We start from the raw sequence: 15,288 nt of genomic DNA, 5'->3' as shown, positions 1-15,288 counted from the left end.
GCGCTACATTGAGCCGGTTGTCATGAGTATTCGACGTCACGCCGCGCGGCCGCACCGCGTACGAGGCCAGCACCGGGCCTCGTGGGCCGCCGAGCTCTCTCCGCTGTTCCAGGACACGCAGCGGCGCTACACCGCCGTTGTGGGCTCGGCCGTGGCCGGGGCCTCCGCCGTCGCACTGGCCGCCGCGGCCGGTCTGCCGTCGGACGATCCCGAGTCGACCACCTCGGGGGCCGTGGCCGAGATCGCCGCCCTGGCCGAGCAGTCCAGTGTCCCCGAGGAAGGGGCCGTTAGCGCCGCCGGGGAACGGGAACCGGCCGGGGCCGGTACCGGCGAGCCCTCGGCCGAGTCGTCCCCGTCCCCGGACCGGGCCGAGTCCGAACCGGCCACGACGGTCTCGGTGCGGGACGCCGAGATCAAGTGGACGGCGATGCTCGACGAGATCTCGATCACCTCGCTGTTCGGCCGGCGCTGGGGCCGAAACCACAACGGCGTCGACTTCGCGGCGGCCGAGGGCACCCCGATCTACGCGGCCTATTCGGGCACGGTCACGCGCGCCGGATGGGAGTCCGGCTTCGGGTACCTGGTGGTCATCGACCACGGCGACGGGATCGAGACCTACTACGCGCACAACTCCCGGATCGTCGTCGCCGAGGGCGAACGGGTCGAGGCCGGCCAGCACATCTCCGACGCCGGGAACACCGGCCACTCCTTCGGCTCCCACCTGCACTTCGAGGTGCATGTGGACGGCGAGCCGGTCGAGCCGCTGGGCTACCTGGAGTCGGCCGGGCTGCCGCTGGGGTAGTCAGATCTTCGAGACCGGGGCCAGCCGCAGGATCACCCATTTGGGGTCGCCGTCGCCGAAGTCGATGCGGGCCTGCGCGCGCGGGCCCGAGCCCTTGAGTTCGACGACCCGGCCCAAGCCCCACTTGTCGTGGTTGACGCGGTCGCCGACTTCGAGGGACGGCACGTCGCCGGGGTCGCGGATCGCGATCGGCTGCCCGAAGGACGGCGTCCCGCCCCGCTTCACCACGCGCTGCGGCGGCGGCGCCGACTGGCTCCATTCGACCAGGCCCGAGGGGATCTCGGACAGGAAGCGGCTGGCGGCGTAGAACTCCGGCTGGCCGAAGACGTTGCGCGTCCCGGCGCGGGTCAGGTGGAGGTGCTTGCGGGCGCGGGTCAGGCCCACGTAGGCCAGGCGGCGCTCCTCCTCCATGTCGTCGGGTTTGGACATGGACCGCTCGTGCGGGAACAGGCCGTCGTCCATGCCGGTCAGGAACACCGTGTCGAACTCCAGGCCCTTGGCGGTGTGGAGGGTCATCAGCGTGACCACTCCCCCGTCCTCGGCCTCGGGGTCGGGCACGGAGTCGGCGTCGGAGACCAGGGCGACGTGCTCGAGGAAGGAGGCCACGTCGGGGGCCAGGTCGTCGGCGGCGTCCTCGCGGGCCGTCTGCTCGGTGAACTCGTGGGCCACGGCGACGAGCTCTTGGAGGTTCTCGATGCGGCCCTCGTCGCGCGGGTCCGTCGACTTCTCCAGGCCCTCCAGGTAGCCGGTGTCGGCGATGAGCTTGTCGAGGACCTCCTCGGGCGGGGCGGTCTCGGCCAGGGCGGTGGCCGCGTCGAGGATCTCGCAGAACTGCTTGATGCCGCCGCGGGCCCGGCCCGAGACGCCGGGGGCCTCGTCGACGCGGCGCAGCGCGGCCGGGAACGAGATGCGGTGGCGGGCCGCGAGGGCCTCGATCTCGGCGACGGCGCGGTCGCCGACGCCCCGCTTGGGGACGTTGACCACGCGCTGGGCCGAGACGGTGTCGTCGGCGTTGACCGTGAGTTTGAGGTAGGCCAGGAGGTCGCGGACTTCTTTGCGCTCGTAGAAGCGGACGCCGCCGACGACCTTGTAGGGGATGCCGCGGCGCACGAAGACCTCTTCGAAGGCGCGGGACTGGGCGTTGGTGCGGTAGAAGACGGCGACGTCGCCGAAGGAGGTCTGCCCGGCGTCGACCAGCTCGTCGACGCGGGAGGCGACCCAGGCGGCCTCGTCGTGCTCGTTGTCGCCGGTGTGGCCGAGGATCGTGGGCCCGTCGCCGAGGTCGGAGAACAGCTTCTTCTCCCGGCCGCGGGCGGTGTTGTTCTGGATGACGTGGTTGGCCGCGTCGAGGATGTTCTGGGTGGAGCGGTAGTTCTGCTCCAGCAGGATGGTCTCGGCCTCGGGGTAGTCGCGCTCGAACTCGATGATGTTGCGGATGGTGGCGCCGCGGAAGGCGTAGATGGACTGGTCGGCGTCGCCGACCACGCACAGCTCCGCGGCCTCGTCGCCGGTGCCGACCAGTTCGCGGACGAGCGCGTACTGGGCGTGGTTGGTGTCCTGGTACTCGTCGACCATGACGTGGCGGAAGCGCATCCGGTACGAGGCGGCGACCTCGGGGAAGTCGCGGAACAGGCCGACGGTGGCGCCGATGATGTCGTCGAAGTCGACCGCGCCGGCCAGGCGGAGCCGCTCGTCGTACTGGGCGTAGATGTCGGCCACCAGGCGGGCCTTGGCGTCCTCGGCTTCGCCTGCGGCCCGGGCGGGCCCGATCAGCTCGTTCTTGAGCCGGGAGATCTCGGCGGCCAGCCAGCGCGGGGACTGCTTCTTGGAGTCCAGGCCCAGTTCCTTGACGATCTGGGTGAGCAGGCGGCGGGCGTCGTCGGCGTCGTAGATGGAGAAGCTCGACTTCCAGCCGAGCCGGTGGGCCTCGCGGCGCAGGATGCGCAGGCACGCGGAGTGGAAGGTCATGACCCACATGGCCCGGGAGCGGGCGCCGACGAGACCGGCGACGCGCTCGCGCATCTCGGCGGCGGCCTTGTTGGTGAAGGTGATCGCCAGGATCTGGCCGGGGTGGACGTCGCGCTCGGCCAGCAGGTAGGCGATGCGGTGGGTGAGGACGCGGGTCTTCCCCGAGCCCGCGCCGGCGACGATGAGCAGCGGCGCTCCGGCGTGCTCGACGGCTTGTCGTTGCGATTCGTTGAGGCCGGCCACGAGGGCTTCGGAAGCGTCGTTCATAGAAGGCCAATTATGCCGCGCCGGGTACGACACTCGCCCGGCGCGGCACGCTGGTCGCTAAAGGGGACCGCGGCCCGATCGCAGTACTAGCATCGCGATCTGGGTGCCGTCCTCGCCGAGGGCGTCTCGGTACTTGTCGAGGATGGCGCGCTCGCGGTCGAGCACCAGGCGGGTGCCGCCGTTGGCCATGCGGATCTCGCCGATGCGCTTGGAGGTCTGGGCGCGCTCGCGCCACAGGCGGATGATCTCGGCGTCGAGTTCGTCGATCCGGCCGCGCAGCTGCGACAGCTCGTCGGTACTGGTCGGCTCGGCGGTGGTCGCGGACATCAGGGCTACTCCTTCAGCATGTCAGGAACATTGGTCCGGGTTCGGGCCCTGAGCGAGAGAAAACCCCGGGCGCTTCGCCCGGGGCAGTAGGTTTCGCAGTCAGCGCGACCTACGGCTCGGACGGACCGTGCCGTAGTAAAAGTAAAATCGCGCGTTCTGAGTCACGCCGCAAGTATGCCACACGCCCGCCGACGAAGTCAGCGGGCGTGTGGGGATTGTCTCAGCTGTCCGGGGTCGGGCCGCTAGGCCGCGTCGCCCCAGTCGCCACCGGCCGAGGCGCGGCGACGGCGCATCATCACCATCGCGAGCACGCCCGCGACCAGGACCGCTCCGCCGATGCCCCCGATGAGGGCCAGGTCGGAACCGGTCTCCGGCAGCTGCGGCTGGGCCGGGGTCTCCTCGGAGGGGACGTCCTCGAGGGTCAGTTCGAAGGGAGCCTCGACGCTGACCTCCTCGGAGTGCTCCTCGGCGAGGATGAGGTTCTGTCCGGCGACTTCGCTGGAGTCGGCGTCGACCGGGACGAAGACGCGGCCGGCGGGGGTGACGATGGTGACCGACTCGGTGTTGATCGTCAGGTCGGACGGCTCGTTGTCGCCGAAGTCGATCCAGACCTGCTGGCCGTCGGTGAACTCACCGACCTCCTCGCCGTCCTCGTCGACGACGGTCGCGCCCTCGGGCTGCTGGAAGGCGATCGAGCCGTAGTTGGTGTTGATGGTGAAGGGGCCGACGACAGAGCCGTCGAGTTCGGCCTCGGAGTTGTCGACCTCGACCTCGGGAACCATGGGGGGCTCGTCGATCGGCTCGGAGTTGTCGAGCAGGTAGTCGCGGATCAGCGTGATGGACGTGTCGACCGCCTCGTTGCCGACCGAGACGTCGCCCTCGCCGATGTCGTACCCGTCGGTCAGCGACCAGATCGCGGCCTGGGTGGCGGCGTAGGCCACCTGGTCGGCGTTGAACTCGCCGTACGGGTCCTCGGTGTGGTCACCGGCGCCGGAGGCGTCGATCAGGTGCCCAGCGTTGGAGCCGTCGTAGCCGTTGACCAGGACGCCCAGGACGAGAGGGAGGTCCTCGACGTCGATGTCGCCCCAGGCTCGCTCCTGGTGGTCTAGTTGGCCCTCGAGGCCCACGTCGATCTGGATGCAGTAGACGGTCCGGTCGTCGCCGCCGTTGATGCTCAGACTCAGCATCTGGGCGGTGACGAACTGGCTGTGGCCTTCGGGAATCTCGTTGAATTGGATCCCGGGCTCGGAGTCGACCTGCCCGGTTGCCGGGGGGATCTCGTCGTCCTGGGCCATAGCGGTTCCGCCGGCTCCGAGTCCGATCGCGATTCCCGCGGCGGCGGCCAGCGACCCTTTCAGGGCTTTTCTCATCATCTGTTGAAGTCCCTTTTGTTTTCCGAGGGATTGACGCGTTGATTCTGCCTACGACACGTTAGTAGCCGCCCGAAGGTTGCATCCCTTGCCGCCCGGCCGGGCGGGCGGCGCCTAGCTGGGGTTTCGGGCGAGCGGCGCAGCCCGGCGGGGGAAACCGGGGAACCACGACACTATAACGATTCGGTATCGAAACTGTCGGACCGGCTGCGGCCGTGGCGAATGGACGCCCGAGTGACGAAATATGCCGGGGCCGCTTTCGCGGCCCCGGCAGCACCATGCGTTCCAATCGAGTTGTTGAGCCGCCGGAGAGCACCTGGCCCAGTGGACCTGCCCCGGATCCGGATCGACGCGGCCCGGACTCTCCGGCGGCAGCGGACGCGGGGCGGCTGATGCGCCTCGCGTCCGCCTGCTATCGCAAGGTCTGTTCGGCTGACGGGCGGCGGCGCGCCACGACGGCCGCGGTGAGCCCGCCGATCAGGAGCGCGAACCCGGCGGCGAAGGCGAGGGTGAGGTTCGAGCCGGTCACCGGCAGCTGCGGCTGGGCTTCGGGCTCCTCTTCCTCACCGCTCTCGGGCAGGTCGAGCGCGAACCGCCACTCGGCGGGGACTTCGGACTCGCGCGGCTGGGCGAGGATGAGCTTCTGGGACTCACCGGAGCTGACCGGGTTGGTCGCCCGCTCGCTCAGCGACTCCTCGGTGGTGGCCAGGAAGACCCGGCCGATCGGCAGGTCGTAGGCGGCCTTGCCGGTGATGGTGATGCCCTCGCTGTCCTCGTCGAGGACGATGTGGAACTGCTCGCCGTCGTCGCGGACGGTGACCTCGTCGCCGTTCTCGTCGACCAGGCTCCCGCCCTCGGCGGACAGCTCGACCGGGCCCGCGTTGGAGCGGACGGTGTAGGGGCCGAAGCGCCCGTCCTCGTACTCGGCCTCGTCGAGGCCCCCGAGTTCCACGAAGTACTCGGACGGGTCGGGCATGCGCCCGGCGCCCGAGACCAGGTACTCGTAGACGTCCGAGACGGCCCGGTTCTGCGCCTCGGTGCCGTCGATGACCGGATCGGCGGCGGCCGTGAAGCCGTCGGTGAAGTGCCAGACGGCGGCCTGCGTCCCGGCGTAGGCGACGCGGGCGGTCGCGGCCGAGTCCCAGTCCTCGGGGACGGCGGCGCCGGACTCGGCCAGGAGGTCTTCGGCGGTCGCGTTCGGGTGCCCGTGGGCCAGGACCCAGCGGACGTTCTCCAGGTTCGCCACTCCCGACTCGGTCCACTCCCCCTCCGCGTAGGGGGAGTCGAAGTCGATGTCGGTGCGGATGTCGATGCAGTAGACCTGGAGGATCTCCTCAGAGCCGTGGGGCTTGAGCCCGAGGACGTTGGCCCACACGTCGAACGGTTCCTCGTCGAGCGTGCCGGTCAGCTCCAGGCCGTCCTCGACGACGACGTCGCCGCTGATCGGTTCGGTCTCGCCGCCGTCCTGGGCCGAGGCCGACGCGGGGACGAGCGCCACCGCGACCGCCGCGGCCCCGGCCGCGAGCGGAGCGAGTCTCCAGGGTCGTGTCATTGGTCTTCCGCCTCCGGTGGGGTAGGGATCCTCTTGGTACGAAGGGGGAACGACCGGGCGCCGCGCCCCGGCTCGGCCGGTGGTACGAACGATTCGCAGGATGCTCCGAAAGTACGATGACAAATCGGTCATCGATTCCCTTTCGGGCACATGAGGCGGTCTCGCTTTGCGCCCGTCGGGCGAGCTGGGACGGCCGGGAGGTTCTATAGTCTGGGTTATGCCGATCTCGAAAGCCGCCGCCCGCGGCATCACCGACGAGTTCAGCCGCCGACGCGGCCCAAAATCCGGCCTGGTGGTGGGAGCGGCCTGGGGGAACCCGGTCCTGACCGCGGCGCTGGAGGCGCTCATGCCCTCCGACGGCCTCACGGTGGTCGCCGAGCCGGCGGCCGCCGAGGACCTGCGGGCGGCCCTGGAGGCCGAGGGCTCCTGGACGGCCGGGAACGTCACCGTCGTCTCGGACCTGGCCGCCGCCGAACCGGCCGAGCAGGTGATGCTGGCCGCGCCGGTCACCGTCGAGGCCGAGGCGTTCATCGCCGACATCGAGACCCTGCGGAAGAAGGTCCTGCCCGGCGGCGTGCTGTCGTTCGGGGCGACCCTGACCGCCCCGGCCCGCGAGGAGATCGCCGAACTGGTCGCCGAGTACGGCATCGGCACCGAGCTGATCGTCCGGTCCTTCCCGCCCCTGCGCATCCACCGGCTCCGCATCGGCTCGGCCGCCGAGGGCCCGACCGGACCGCGCGGCATCGCGCCCGCCGAGGAGCTGGCCCCGGCCTGGCGCGCCTCCTCGGTCCCGGTGACGCCCGCGCTGCACGTGGATTCGAACGGGATCATCATCGGTGGAATGCTGTTCGGGGCGGCCTGGCTGACCAAGAAGGTCCGTCCGAAGTCGAGGGCCTGGCTGATCCCGGCGGCCGCCGCGATCCCGGCGGCGGCGTTCTTCCGCGACCCGCAGCGCGAGGCCGACCTGCGAGGCGAGGACGACGAGCCCGAAGCGGTCACGGCCGCCTCCGACGGCCGCATCGCGGCGATCGAGACCGTCTTCGACGAGCGGTTCGGCGCGGCCACCGGCACGGCCGGGTCCGAGTGGCTGCGGATCTCGGCGCACCTGTCGGTGACCGACGTGCACATCAACCGCGCCCCCGCCGCCGGGGAGGTCGCCGACGTCTTCGCCGAGAAGGGCGGCTACGCGCCCGCCACGAACCCCAAGTCGGAGCACAACGCCGCCTGCTTCACGGTCCTGGACACCCCGCGGGGCCGGGTCGTGATCGCCCAGCGCACCGGCGTGGTGGCCAGGCGGATCGTCAACCGCACGAAGGTCGGGGCGGCCCTGGCCAAGGGCGAGCGGTTCGGCCTGATCCGGTTCGGCTCCCGCACCGACGTCTACCTCCCGGCCGGAGCCGCCGAGGCCGAGGTCGCGCCCGGCGAGCCGATCCGCGGCGGCGAGACGATCCTGGCCCGCTGGATCTGAGCGTCCTAGTCCCGTCCGGCGAGCCGGATCCGGCTGATGCGACCTGGTCGACCGGACCGATGAGATTGGACATTCTCTACCTCTGACGCCGTTCCGCCGCCACACAGAACGTGATCGGCCGTGAGACAATACGTGGACACCGACCCGTCGGCGTGTCATTGCCTCTCCGAAAGGGGCGAGCCGTGTCGACACCGCCCCCGCCGCGCCGACCGACACCAGCCCGGCCGGGACCGCGGAGATGCTCACCCGGGCCATCGAGGCGCAGTGGGCCACCGAGGCCATCCTGCTCGGATTCGACCCCAAACGAAACCACCCGATAGAGGTCCCCTGGAGCACCGTCCCCGGACGCAGCGGGACGGTCGGCGAACGCAGCGGAACCCTGACCGATCTCCCCGCCCTCCTCGACGAGGACGGGACGCGAACGATCATGGTTGTCGGCAGGCCCGAGTCCGGCAAGACCTCATCCACGATCTACATGCTCCTTTCGCTCCTCAGGCGGAGTCGCGCGGTCGACGACGGGCCCGCACCGGTCCCGGTGATCGTCCCTCTCTGCAACTGGGACCCGGACGAACCGCTGGAGGACTGGCTCGCCTCGCAGCTTGCCGAGCAGCACACCTGGCTCAAGGCCCCCGAGTACGGCAAGGACATGCCCAAGCGCTTGGTGTCAGAGAAGCTGATCCTGCCGATACTCGACGCGCTCGACGAGATCCCCGGGCAGTTGCCGCGGGCATGGGACGGCAAAGCACACGACCACGCCGAGCGAGAACGCCGGCGCGAAGAAGAGGCCGTCCGCCAGCGACGATCGGTCCTCAGTCAGATCGCCACCGGAGGCGTGAACCTCCCGGGCCTCATCCTCTCCTCCCGCGAAGCCGAGTTCCACCAGGCCGCGCAGGGCGTCGTTCGCCAACGCGACACGGTGGTCGTCTCGCTCAGCGGACTCGGGCCCGAGGACATCATCCGCTACATCGGCGAGAACGCCGACAATCCGGACGCCGAGCCGTGGGCGGCGGTGCTCGATTCGGTCCGGCCGGGGACCGCGCTGGCGTCCGCGCTCTCCACCCCGCTGCTTCTGTCGCTGGTGACCAAGGTGCACGGTGTCGAGTCGGACCGGTCCGATCCGCGGGCGCTGCTGGCCTTCGGCGATGTCGACTCGCTGCGCGAGAACATCCTGCTCAACTTCGCGCCGACCCGATTCAAAGAGCAGATCGGGACCTCGGAACGGAAGGTCGGCAAGCTCCGCCGCGCCGAGGCCATGCGCTGGCTCGCGACCCTCTCCGGCCGCTCCGCGACCGCACCGAGACCACCGATCGCCTGGTGGGAGTTCTCGCTGCTGGTGCGCAAGCCGACCAGGATCGCGGCGGGTGCCCTGGGCGCGCTTCTGCCTCTGATCTCGGTCGGCCTCGGCATCGGTGGACTCCTGGACCGCACGGGTATACCCCCGGCCGCGGCCTACCCGATCGGCGGCGTCCTCAGTTCGCCCCTCGCCATCGCGCTCGGATACTTCGCCTACAAGAACGATCCGCCCCCGCCGTCCGAGCTCATGGTGCAGATCTCCCGCGACCGGTGGAAATCGGCGCTGAAGAGCGCCCTGTTCGTCTACGCCGTGGCGGCCCTGGTCTGCTCGGTCGCGTTCGGCCCGAAGACCGGCCTGCCGCTCGCGCTGGCGTTCGCGATCCCGGTCGGCAGCATCTACGCGTTCACCACGCCCGACGCGCTCCCGCGGGCGACGACACCGCAGAGCCTGCTCAAGCGGGACTTCCGGGTGGGGTACGTCTTCGCCCTGGCCTACGGAGCGCCGTGCCTGATCGTCGGTGTCCTGATCGCTGAGCACACGTGGATGGGCATCGTGTTCGGGGTGACCGCGGGCCTGGCCGGTGGTCTGCTATACGGTCTGCCGTGGCTGCTCGCGCTCCAGGGCGGCAAGGCGGGAGCCGCGGCATTCGTCCACTACGGCATGGCGCTGGCGCTGCTGGCGCTCGACGGACGGCTGCCGTGGAGAACCATGGCCTTCCTGGAGGAAGCCCATACCCACGGCATCCTGCGGCTGCAGGCGGGCGGCACCTACGCTTGGCGGCACGCGAGCATCGCCAGTTCGATCCCCCGATGGCACGACCGCCGTGCTCCGGTGCCCCGAGAGCCCCGCGGCGGAATCGAAGAACCGGAGCCGCCCGGAGTCATCGGCCCTTCCGATGCGGCCACCTGACCGGTCCGGCCGCCTCGGCGTGAGTCGCGCCCCGAACGGACCAATACCCGCTCAGGCGGCGAGCTTGGTCACATCGACCACTTGGAGCGCGTCCTCGACCGCCGCCGACAGCGGCAGGTCGGCCAGGCGGTCGGCGTCGAACCAGCGGGACTCGCTGGTCGAGCCCCCCGCGGCCTCGACCACCTGGGCCGCCGATGGGTCGGGGACGGTCGCCGAGTAGATCGCGCGGACCCCGTGCCAGTCGAGCGGGTAGCCTTCGGGCCCGATCGCGCGGCGGTGCCGGAACGAGGTGACGTTGAGCAGCTCGCCCACGCGGGCGTCCTGGCCGGTCTCCTCGTAGATCTCGCGGAAGACCGCGGCCTCGGGCGCCTCGCCGAAGTCGACCCCGCCCCCGGGCAGGTGCCAGGTGCCCCCGCCCGGATAGCCGTCGGAGATGCGGGCCAGGAGGATCCGCCCGGCCGCGTCGGCGACGACCCCGTAGGCGCCGAAGCGCTGTCCGCGGCGGCGGCGCCCCTTCTTGGCCTTGGTGGGCGGGGTCGGGCGCAACTCGGTGGGCGACTTGTCGACCCGCCCGGCCAGCCGGTCGTCGGCCAGCCCGAGGCAGGCCGACACGAACGGCGAGTGCGGATCGGCCGCGGCCTCGGCCGGGTCGACCCATTCGACGGCCTCGTCGCCGGCGACCGAGGCCGGGTCCGGCCCGCCCGGGGCGGGGGCGGCCCGGTAGATGATGGCGTTGGTGTGCGTGCCGCGCCTGGCGACGGCTACGGCCGCGGCGGGGTCCCCCACCTCGACTTCGAAGCCGGTGTGCTCGCGCACCAGACGCCCTGCGGCGCGCGCTGGAGGCTCCCCGTGGTCGATGACGCCTCCTGGCAGGTGCCAGGGGCCCGGTCCGCGGCCCGTGCGGTCGCGGCGGGTGAGCAGGAGCCGTCCGTTCTCGTCACGTACCTCCCCGTACGCAGCTATCCGGAATTGCATCCCTCAACTGTACGACCTCTTCAAGGAATGCCTATTCCCATTCGATCGTGCCCGGCGGCTTGGAGGTGACGTCCAGCACCACCCGGTTGATCTCGGGCACCTCGTTGGTGATGCGCGTGGAGATCTTCGACAGCAGCTCGTACGGCAGCCGCGACCAGTCGGCGGTCATGGCGTCCTCGCTGGTCACCGGGCGCAGCACCACCGGGTGGCCGTAGGTGCGGCCGTCGCCTTGGACGCCGACGGAGCGCACGTCCGCCAGCAGGACCACCGGGAACTGCCAGACCGAGCGGTCGAGCCCGGCGGCGGTCAGCTCGGCGCGGGCGATCGCGTCGGCCGCGCGCAGCAGGTCCAGCCGCTCGCGGGTGACCTCGCCGATGATGCGGATGCCCAGGCCCGGCCCCGGGAAGGGGTGGCGCCAGACCATCGCCTCGGGCAGGCCCAGCTCCTGGCCGATCGCGCGGACCTCGTCCTTGAACAGGGCCCGCAGCGGTTCGACCAGGTCGAACTGGAGGTCTTCGGGGAGCCCGCCCACGTTGTGGTGGCTCTTGATGTTCGCGGTGCCGGTGCCGCCGCCGGACTCGACCACGTCCGGGTAGAGGGTGCCCTGGACCAGGAACTCGATGTCCTTCTCGTCGGCGATGCCGCGGGCGGCGGTCTCGAAGGTGCGGATGAACTCCCGGCCGATGATCTTGCGCTTCTCCTCGGGGTCCGCCACGCCCCCCAGCGCGGTCAGGAACTGGTCGGAGGCGTCCACGGCACGCACGTCGATGCCGGTCAGCTGCACGTAGTCCTTCTCGACCTGCTCGGCCTCGCCGGCCCGCAGCAACCCGTGGTCGACGAACACGCAGGTGAGCTGGTCGCCGACGGCGCGGTGCACCAGGGCCGCCGCCACCGAGGAGTCGACCCCGCCGGAGAGGGCGCACAGGACCTGCTTCTCGCCGACCTGGGCGCGGATGGCCTCGACCTGCTCGTCGATGATCGCCGTGTTCGTCCACGACGGCGAGAGGCCCGCGATGTCGTACAGGAAGTGCCTGATCACGGCCTGGCCGTGCGGGGTGTGGGCGACCTCGGGGTGGTACTGGACCCCGGCCAGGCGCTTCTCGAGGTTCTCGAAGGCGGCCACGGGCGTGCCCGAGGTGGAGGCGACGACCTCGAACCCCGCGGGGGCGGCCGTGACCGAGTCGCCGTGGCTCATCCACACCGACTGCTTCTCCGGCAGACCGGCCAGGAGCCTGGACTCGGCGCTCACGTTGAGCTCGGTGCCGCCGTACTCCGACAGCCCGGTCTTGGTGACCGTGCCGCCCAGCGAGGCGGCCATGGCCTGGAAGCCGTAGCAGATCCCGAGGATCGGCACCCCGGAAGTGTAGACGCCCTCGTCGATGTGCGGGGCGTTCTCGGCGTACACGCTCGAGGGTCCGCCGGAGAGGATGATCGCCGCCGGGTCCTTGGCGAGCATCTCCTCGGCGCTCATCGTGGAGGCCACGATCTCGGAGTAGACGTGGGCCTCCCGGACCCGCCGGGCGATCAGCTGCGCGTATTGGGCCCCGAAGTCGACCACCAGCACCGGTTGTTGCATGCCACCAGGGTACTTGGTACCCGTGCTCACACCGGGAGGCGCGGCTAGCCTGTGCGTGTGCTCAATCCGGGGATCGCGGAGTCGTTCAGGCGGGTCGGCCACGACCTGCGCGCCTGGACGCCCGGGGAGGCCGCCCCGGTGCTGGCCGTGCGCGCCGCCTGCGGGATCGCCGTGGCGATGGTCGTGGTGCAGGCGCTGGACGTCCCCGGCTGGGGCGCGGCCGCGGTCATCGGGGCCTGGCTGGGCGGGGTCGGGCTGCTCACGCCCGGGACCCGCACCGAACCTGGCCTGCCGCTGCTGATCGGTCTGGTCGGGGCCGGCGGGGTGGCGCTGGGCGCGATCGATCACCCGGTGCCGCTGGTGGCGGCCGCGGCCGTCTACGCGGCGGCGCTGACCTTCCTCGGCTCGGTCTCGAACGCGACCGGGGTGACGCTGACGGTCTCGGGCCTGGCGTTCTTCCTCGCGAGCCACCTGGTGGCCGACACCGACGCCCTCGCCGCCGCGATCGCGGTGTGCGGCGGCGGGGCCGTGCAGGCGCTCATGGCGCTGCTGCCGCCGCGCTACCGGTGGGCCGAGGACCGGCGCATCCTGGCCGGGGCATGGCGGTCGCTGGCCGACGACGCCGAGGCGCTGGCCGACGACGTCGACGTGCCGTTCCGAACCGAGGCCCTCGCCGAGGCCGCCAGGGAGCTGGACCGGCGGCGGGCGCTGCCGAGCGCGATCGTGGACGCCCGTTCCCAGATGTACGCGATCTCGACCGCGATCGGACGGGTCGCCTCGGCCAGGGCCAGGGCGAACGCGCGCGACTCCGACACCGTCGAGTTCCAGTCCGAGGCCCTGCGGCTGGCCGCCCGCCTGCTGCGGCACTTCGCCGCCGAGATCACCGCCAAGCGCCCGGTCGCCCTCGACTGGGACGAACTGCTCGAGGGGCTGGCGCAGAACCCGGTCGCGACCTCCACCGGCACGATCCCGGTCGAGATCAGCGGCTTGCTGCGGGTCCTGCACGACACCGAGGGCTACGCGGCGCGGATCGCCACCGGCTCCGACGAGGTGGTGGCCGACCCGGCGCTGCGGTACGCGCGCAGCCAGGTGCGGGAGTCGATCGCGCAGCTGGCGGCGCGGCTGCGCTGGTCGGACCCGGTCGTGCACCACTCGCTGCGGCGCGCCGGGGTGATCGCCTTGGCGACGGCGGTCGGCGTGGCCTGGCCGTTCGGGCACGGCTACTGGATCCCGCTGACGGCGTGGCTGGTGCTCCAGGCCGACTTCGCCGGGACGCTCACGCGCGGGGTGACCCGGGCGGTCGGGACGTTCGGCGGCGTGGTCGCAGCCTCGCTGCTGAGCCTGGTCATTCCGCATCAGGCGATGGCGCTGAGCCTGGTGGTGCTGGCGTTCGCGCTGCTGGCGTACGCGTCGCGGCCGGTGTCGATGCTGGTGTTCGCCGCCGCCGTGGCCGGGTTCACGGTCTTCCAGATCGACCTGTCGGGCGACGACGCGCTGGGCGCGGCCGTCGACCGGGCCTCCTCGACCGCGCTGGGCGCGTCGCTGTCGATCGTGTTCTACATGCTGATGCCGACCTGGCAGACCCGCAGGCTCCGCGACCGGGTCGCCGACCTGGTCGACGGCTACAGCGACTACGCGCGGCTGGCCCTGGACCGGCAGGCGCACCCGGCCGACTACGACGCGAAGCTCATGCACGCCGTGATCGACGAAGTGCGCGACAAGCGGGCGGCGCTGGCCACGGCGGCCGACCAGGCCAAGGCCGAGCCGGTGGCCGGTCCCGGCCCGCTGTCGGCCGACGCGGTGGGCGCCGAGGCCGCGCTGTCGCGGGCGGCGCGGGCGCTGGTGGCGATCAACGCGAGCGTGGGGCGCGGGGAGGCCGAGGGCCTGCCGGGGGTGGACGACTTCTCACAGGCCGTCGACGCGGCCTACCGCCGTCTGGCGGCCTTGGCCAGGGGCGAGGATCCCCCGCTGCCGGTGGATCTGGAGGAGGCGGCCAGGAGGCTCGACGGGCAGCTGGCCGATGGGGACGCCGAGACCCGGGCCCGCCGCAGCGTGCTCCGGTGGGAGATAGACAACCTGATCGAGGCCCTGGACGACGCCGGCCACCTTATGGCCGACTGGCACCGGCGCTGAATCGAGTGGCGCGCCGTTTCCGAGGATCGGTGTCGACAGGCTCTTTCTTCCCGCCGGAAGTGCGGTCGAGTAGCGAAGAATGTCCCTTATACCCGTATCCTTGTGATCCTTTTCTCGTTGAATATGTCGAAGTAGGCTTACCGACAGGAAAGGGCCAAAAAGGAATGAACGTTTCACGCACCTTCGCGTCCATTGTGACCGGCGCCGCTGCCGCGGCCGCGATGGCGACCCCCGCCGCCGCCGCGGAGTTCTCCGACGCCGCCGAGGCGATCGCTCCGGTCACCGACGACGCGGGCGCGGTGCTCAACGCCGTGACCTCCGAGGCCGGTGTCACCTGGGGCATGACCGAGGGCAACGGGCACGACATGGGCGACTCCGAGGGCTCGAACAGCTCGGGCGACTTCGGCAGCTCCTACGGTGACGCAGTCTTCCACGACAAGCAGTCGGCCCTGGTCGCCTCCTACGGCGCCCCGCTGGTCCACGTCGACGCCCGCTGCGTCGACGCCATGGGCGGCATCGGCGGCTACGCCACCGGCGTGCTCGGCAACTCCGCCAAGTGCAACGTCAAGGACGTCACCCAGATCGACGACTCCAACGGCCTGATCGGCTGACGCACCGGCAAAGCCCGGGCGACAGCGCCTGAGCCG

At 71.3% G+C, this 15,288-nt stretch carries 11 protein-coding genes; 5 read left to right on the top strand and 6 right to left on the bottom strand.

The window, feature by feature from the left end; translation table 11 throughout:
- The first annotated feature begins 22 nt into the window (after positions 1-22).
- Positions 23-802 (top strand): M23 family metallopeptidase, encoded by a 780-nt coding sequence (locus tag JFB92_RS18405; protein WP_199042245.1) that lies wholly within the window; start codon positions 23-25, stop codon positions 800-802.
- Here the strand turns inward: JFB92_RS18405 and pcrA are convergent, their stop codons facing one another.
- The 4 genes from pcrA to JFB92_RS18385 all read right to left on the bottom strand — a co-directional run bounded on the left by pcrA (position 803) and on the right by JFB92_RS18385 (position 6,286).
- Positions 803-3,037 carry a DNA helicase PcrA gene (gene pcrA, locus JFB92_RS18400; protein WP_199042243.1) on the bottom strand — a complete coding sequence of 745 codons (2,235 nt, stop codon included), beginning with the start codon at positions 3,035-3,037 and terminating at the stop codon, positions 803-805. It abuts the gene before it with no gap.
- Between the two features lie 57 nt (positions 3,038-3,094).
- Entirely contained in the window at positions 3,095-3,364 is a 270-nt protein-coding gene (locus JFB92_RS18395; RefSeq protein WP_199042242.1) for a chorismate mutase, read from the bottom strand.
- A 242-nt stretch (positions 3,365-3,606) separates the two neighbouring features.
- The gene (locus tag JFB92_RS18390) at positions 3,607-4,737 is read right to left on the bottom strand and encodes a Cys-Gln thioester bond-forming surface protein (protein WP_199042240.1); all 1,131 of its coding nucleotides are present in this window, start codon (positions 4,735-4,737) and stop codon (positions 3,607-3,609) included.
- Positions 4,738-5,146: 409 nt separating this feature from the next.
- Entirely contained in the window at positions 5,147-6,286 is a 1,140-nt protein-coding gene (locus tag JFB92_RS18385) for a thioester domain-containing protein (RefSeq protein WP_199042238.1), read from the bottom strand.
- A 217-nt stretch (positions 6,287-6,503) separates the two neighbouring features.
- Between JFB92_RS18385 and JFB92_RS18380 the strand changes: the two genes are divergently transcribed.
- Positions 6,504-7,754: a phosphatidylserine decarboxylase gene (locus JFB92_RS18380; RefSeq protein WP_199042236.1), complete on the top strand. Its 1,251-nt coding sequence runs from the start codon at positions 6,504-6,506 to the stop codon at positions 7,752-7,754.
- Positions 7,755-7,992: 238 nt separating this feature from the next.
- Entirely contained in the window at positions 7,993-9,957 is a 1,965-nt protein-coding gene (locus JFB92_RS18375; protein WP_199042234.1) for an NACHT domain-containing protein, read from the top strand.
- A gap of 51 nt (positions 9,958-10,008) precedes the next feature.
- On the opposite strand, the gene JFB92_RS18370 is transcribed toward JFB92_RS18375, so the two are convergent.
- The gene (locus JFB92_RS18370; RefSeq protein WP_199042232.1) at positions 10,009-10,932 is read right to left on the bottom strand and encodes an NUDIX hydrolase; all 924 of its coding nucleotides are present in this window, start codon (positions 10,930-10,932) and stop codon (positions 10,009-10,011) included.
- A gap of 31 nt (positions 10,933-10,963) precedes the next feature.
- Positions 10,964-12,508, bottom strand: coding sequence for a glutamine-hydrolyzing GMP synthase (gene guaA / locus JFB92_RS18365; RefSeq protein WP_199042230.1), 1,545 nt, complete (start codon positions 12,506-12,508; stop codon positions 10,964-10,966).
- 57 nt (positions 12,509-12,565) lie between these two features.
- Between guaA and JFB92_RS18360 the strand changes: the two genes are divergently transcribed.
- Positions 12,566-14,641, top strand: coding sequence for an FUSC family protein (locus tag JFB92_RS18360; protein WP_199042228.1), 2,076 nt, complete (start codon positions 12,566-12,568; stop codon positions 14,639-14,641).
- A gap of 164 nt (positions 14,642-14,805) precedes the next feature.
- On the top strand, positions 14,806-15,252 hold the full coding sequence (locus JFB92_RS18355; RefSeq protein ID WP_199042226.1) for a hypothetical protein: 447 nt from the start codon (positions 14,806-14,808) through the stop codon (positions 15,250-15,252).
- Positions 15,253-15,288: the final 36 nt, after the last annotated feature.

The organism is Glycomyces salinus, assembly GCF_016428645.1.
Lineage (GTDB): Bacteria > Actinomycetota > Actinomycetes > Mycobacteriales > Micromonosporaceae > Glycomyces > Glycomyces salinus.
This window is presented reverse-complemented; position numbering and strand designations above follow the sequence as displayed.

Bases quoted from the DNA above. Each gene is read 5' to 3' on its own strand.
- JFB92_RS18405 (WP_199042245.1), top strand. From the start codon at position 23: ATGAGTATTCGACGTCACGCCGCGCGGCCGCACCGCGTACGAGGCCAG.
- guaA (WP_199042230.1), bottom strand. From the start codon at position 12,508: ATGCAACAACCGGTGCTGGTGGTCGACTTCGGGGCCCAATACGCGCAG.
- JFB92_RS18375 (WP_199042234.1), top strand. From the start codon at position 7,993: ATGCTCACCCGGGCCATCGAGGCGCAGTGGGCCACCGAGGCCATCCTG.
- JFB92_RS18395 (WP_199042242.1), bottom strand. From the start codon at position 3,364: ATGTCCGCGACCACCGCCGAGCCGACCAGTACCGACGAGCTGTCGCAG.
- JFB92_RS18380 (WP_199042236.1), top strand. From the start codon at position 6,504: ATGCCGATCTCGAAAGCCGCCGCCCGCGGCATCACCGACGAGTTCAGC.
- JFB92_RS18355 (WP_199042226.1), top strand. From the start codon at position 14,806: ATGAACGTTTCACGCACCTTCGCGTCCATTGTGACCGGCGCCGCTGCC.
- JFB92_RS18390 (WP_199042240.1), bottom strand. From the start codon at position 4,737: ATGATGAGAAAAGCCCTGAAAGGGTCGCTGGCCGCCGCCGCGGGAATC.
- JFB92_RS18370 (WP_199042232.1), bottom strand. From the start codon at position 10,932: ATGCAATTCCGGATAGCTGCGTACGGGGAGGTACGTGACGAGAACGGA.
- pcrA (WP_199042243.1), bottom strand. From the start codon at position 3,037: ATGAACGACGCTTCCGAAGCCCTCGTGGCCGGCCTCAACGAATCGCAA.
- JFB92_RS18385 (WP_199042238.1), bottom strand. From the start codon at position 6,286: ATGACACGACCCTGGAGACTCGCTCCGCTCGCGGCCGGGGCCGCGGCG.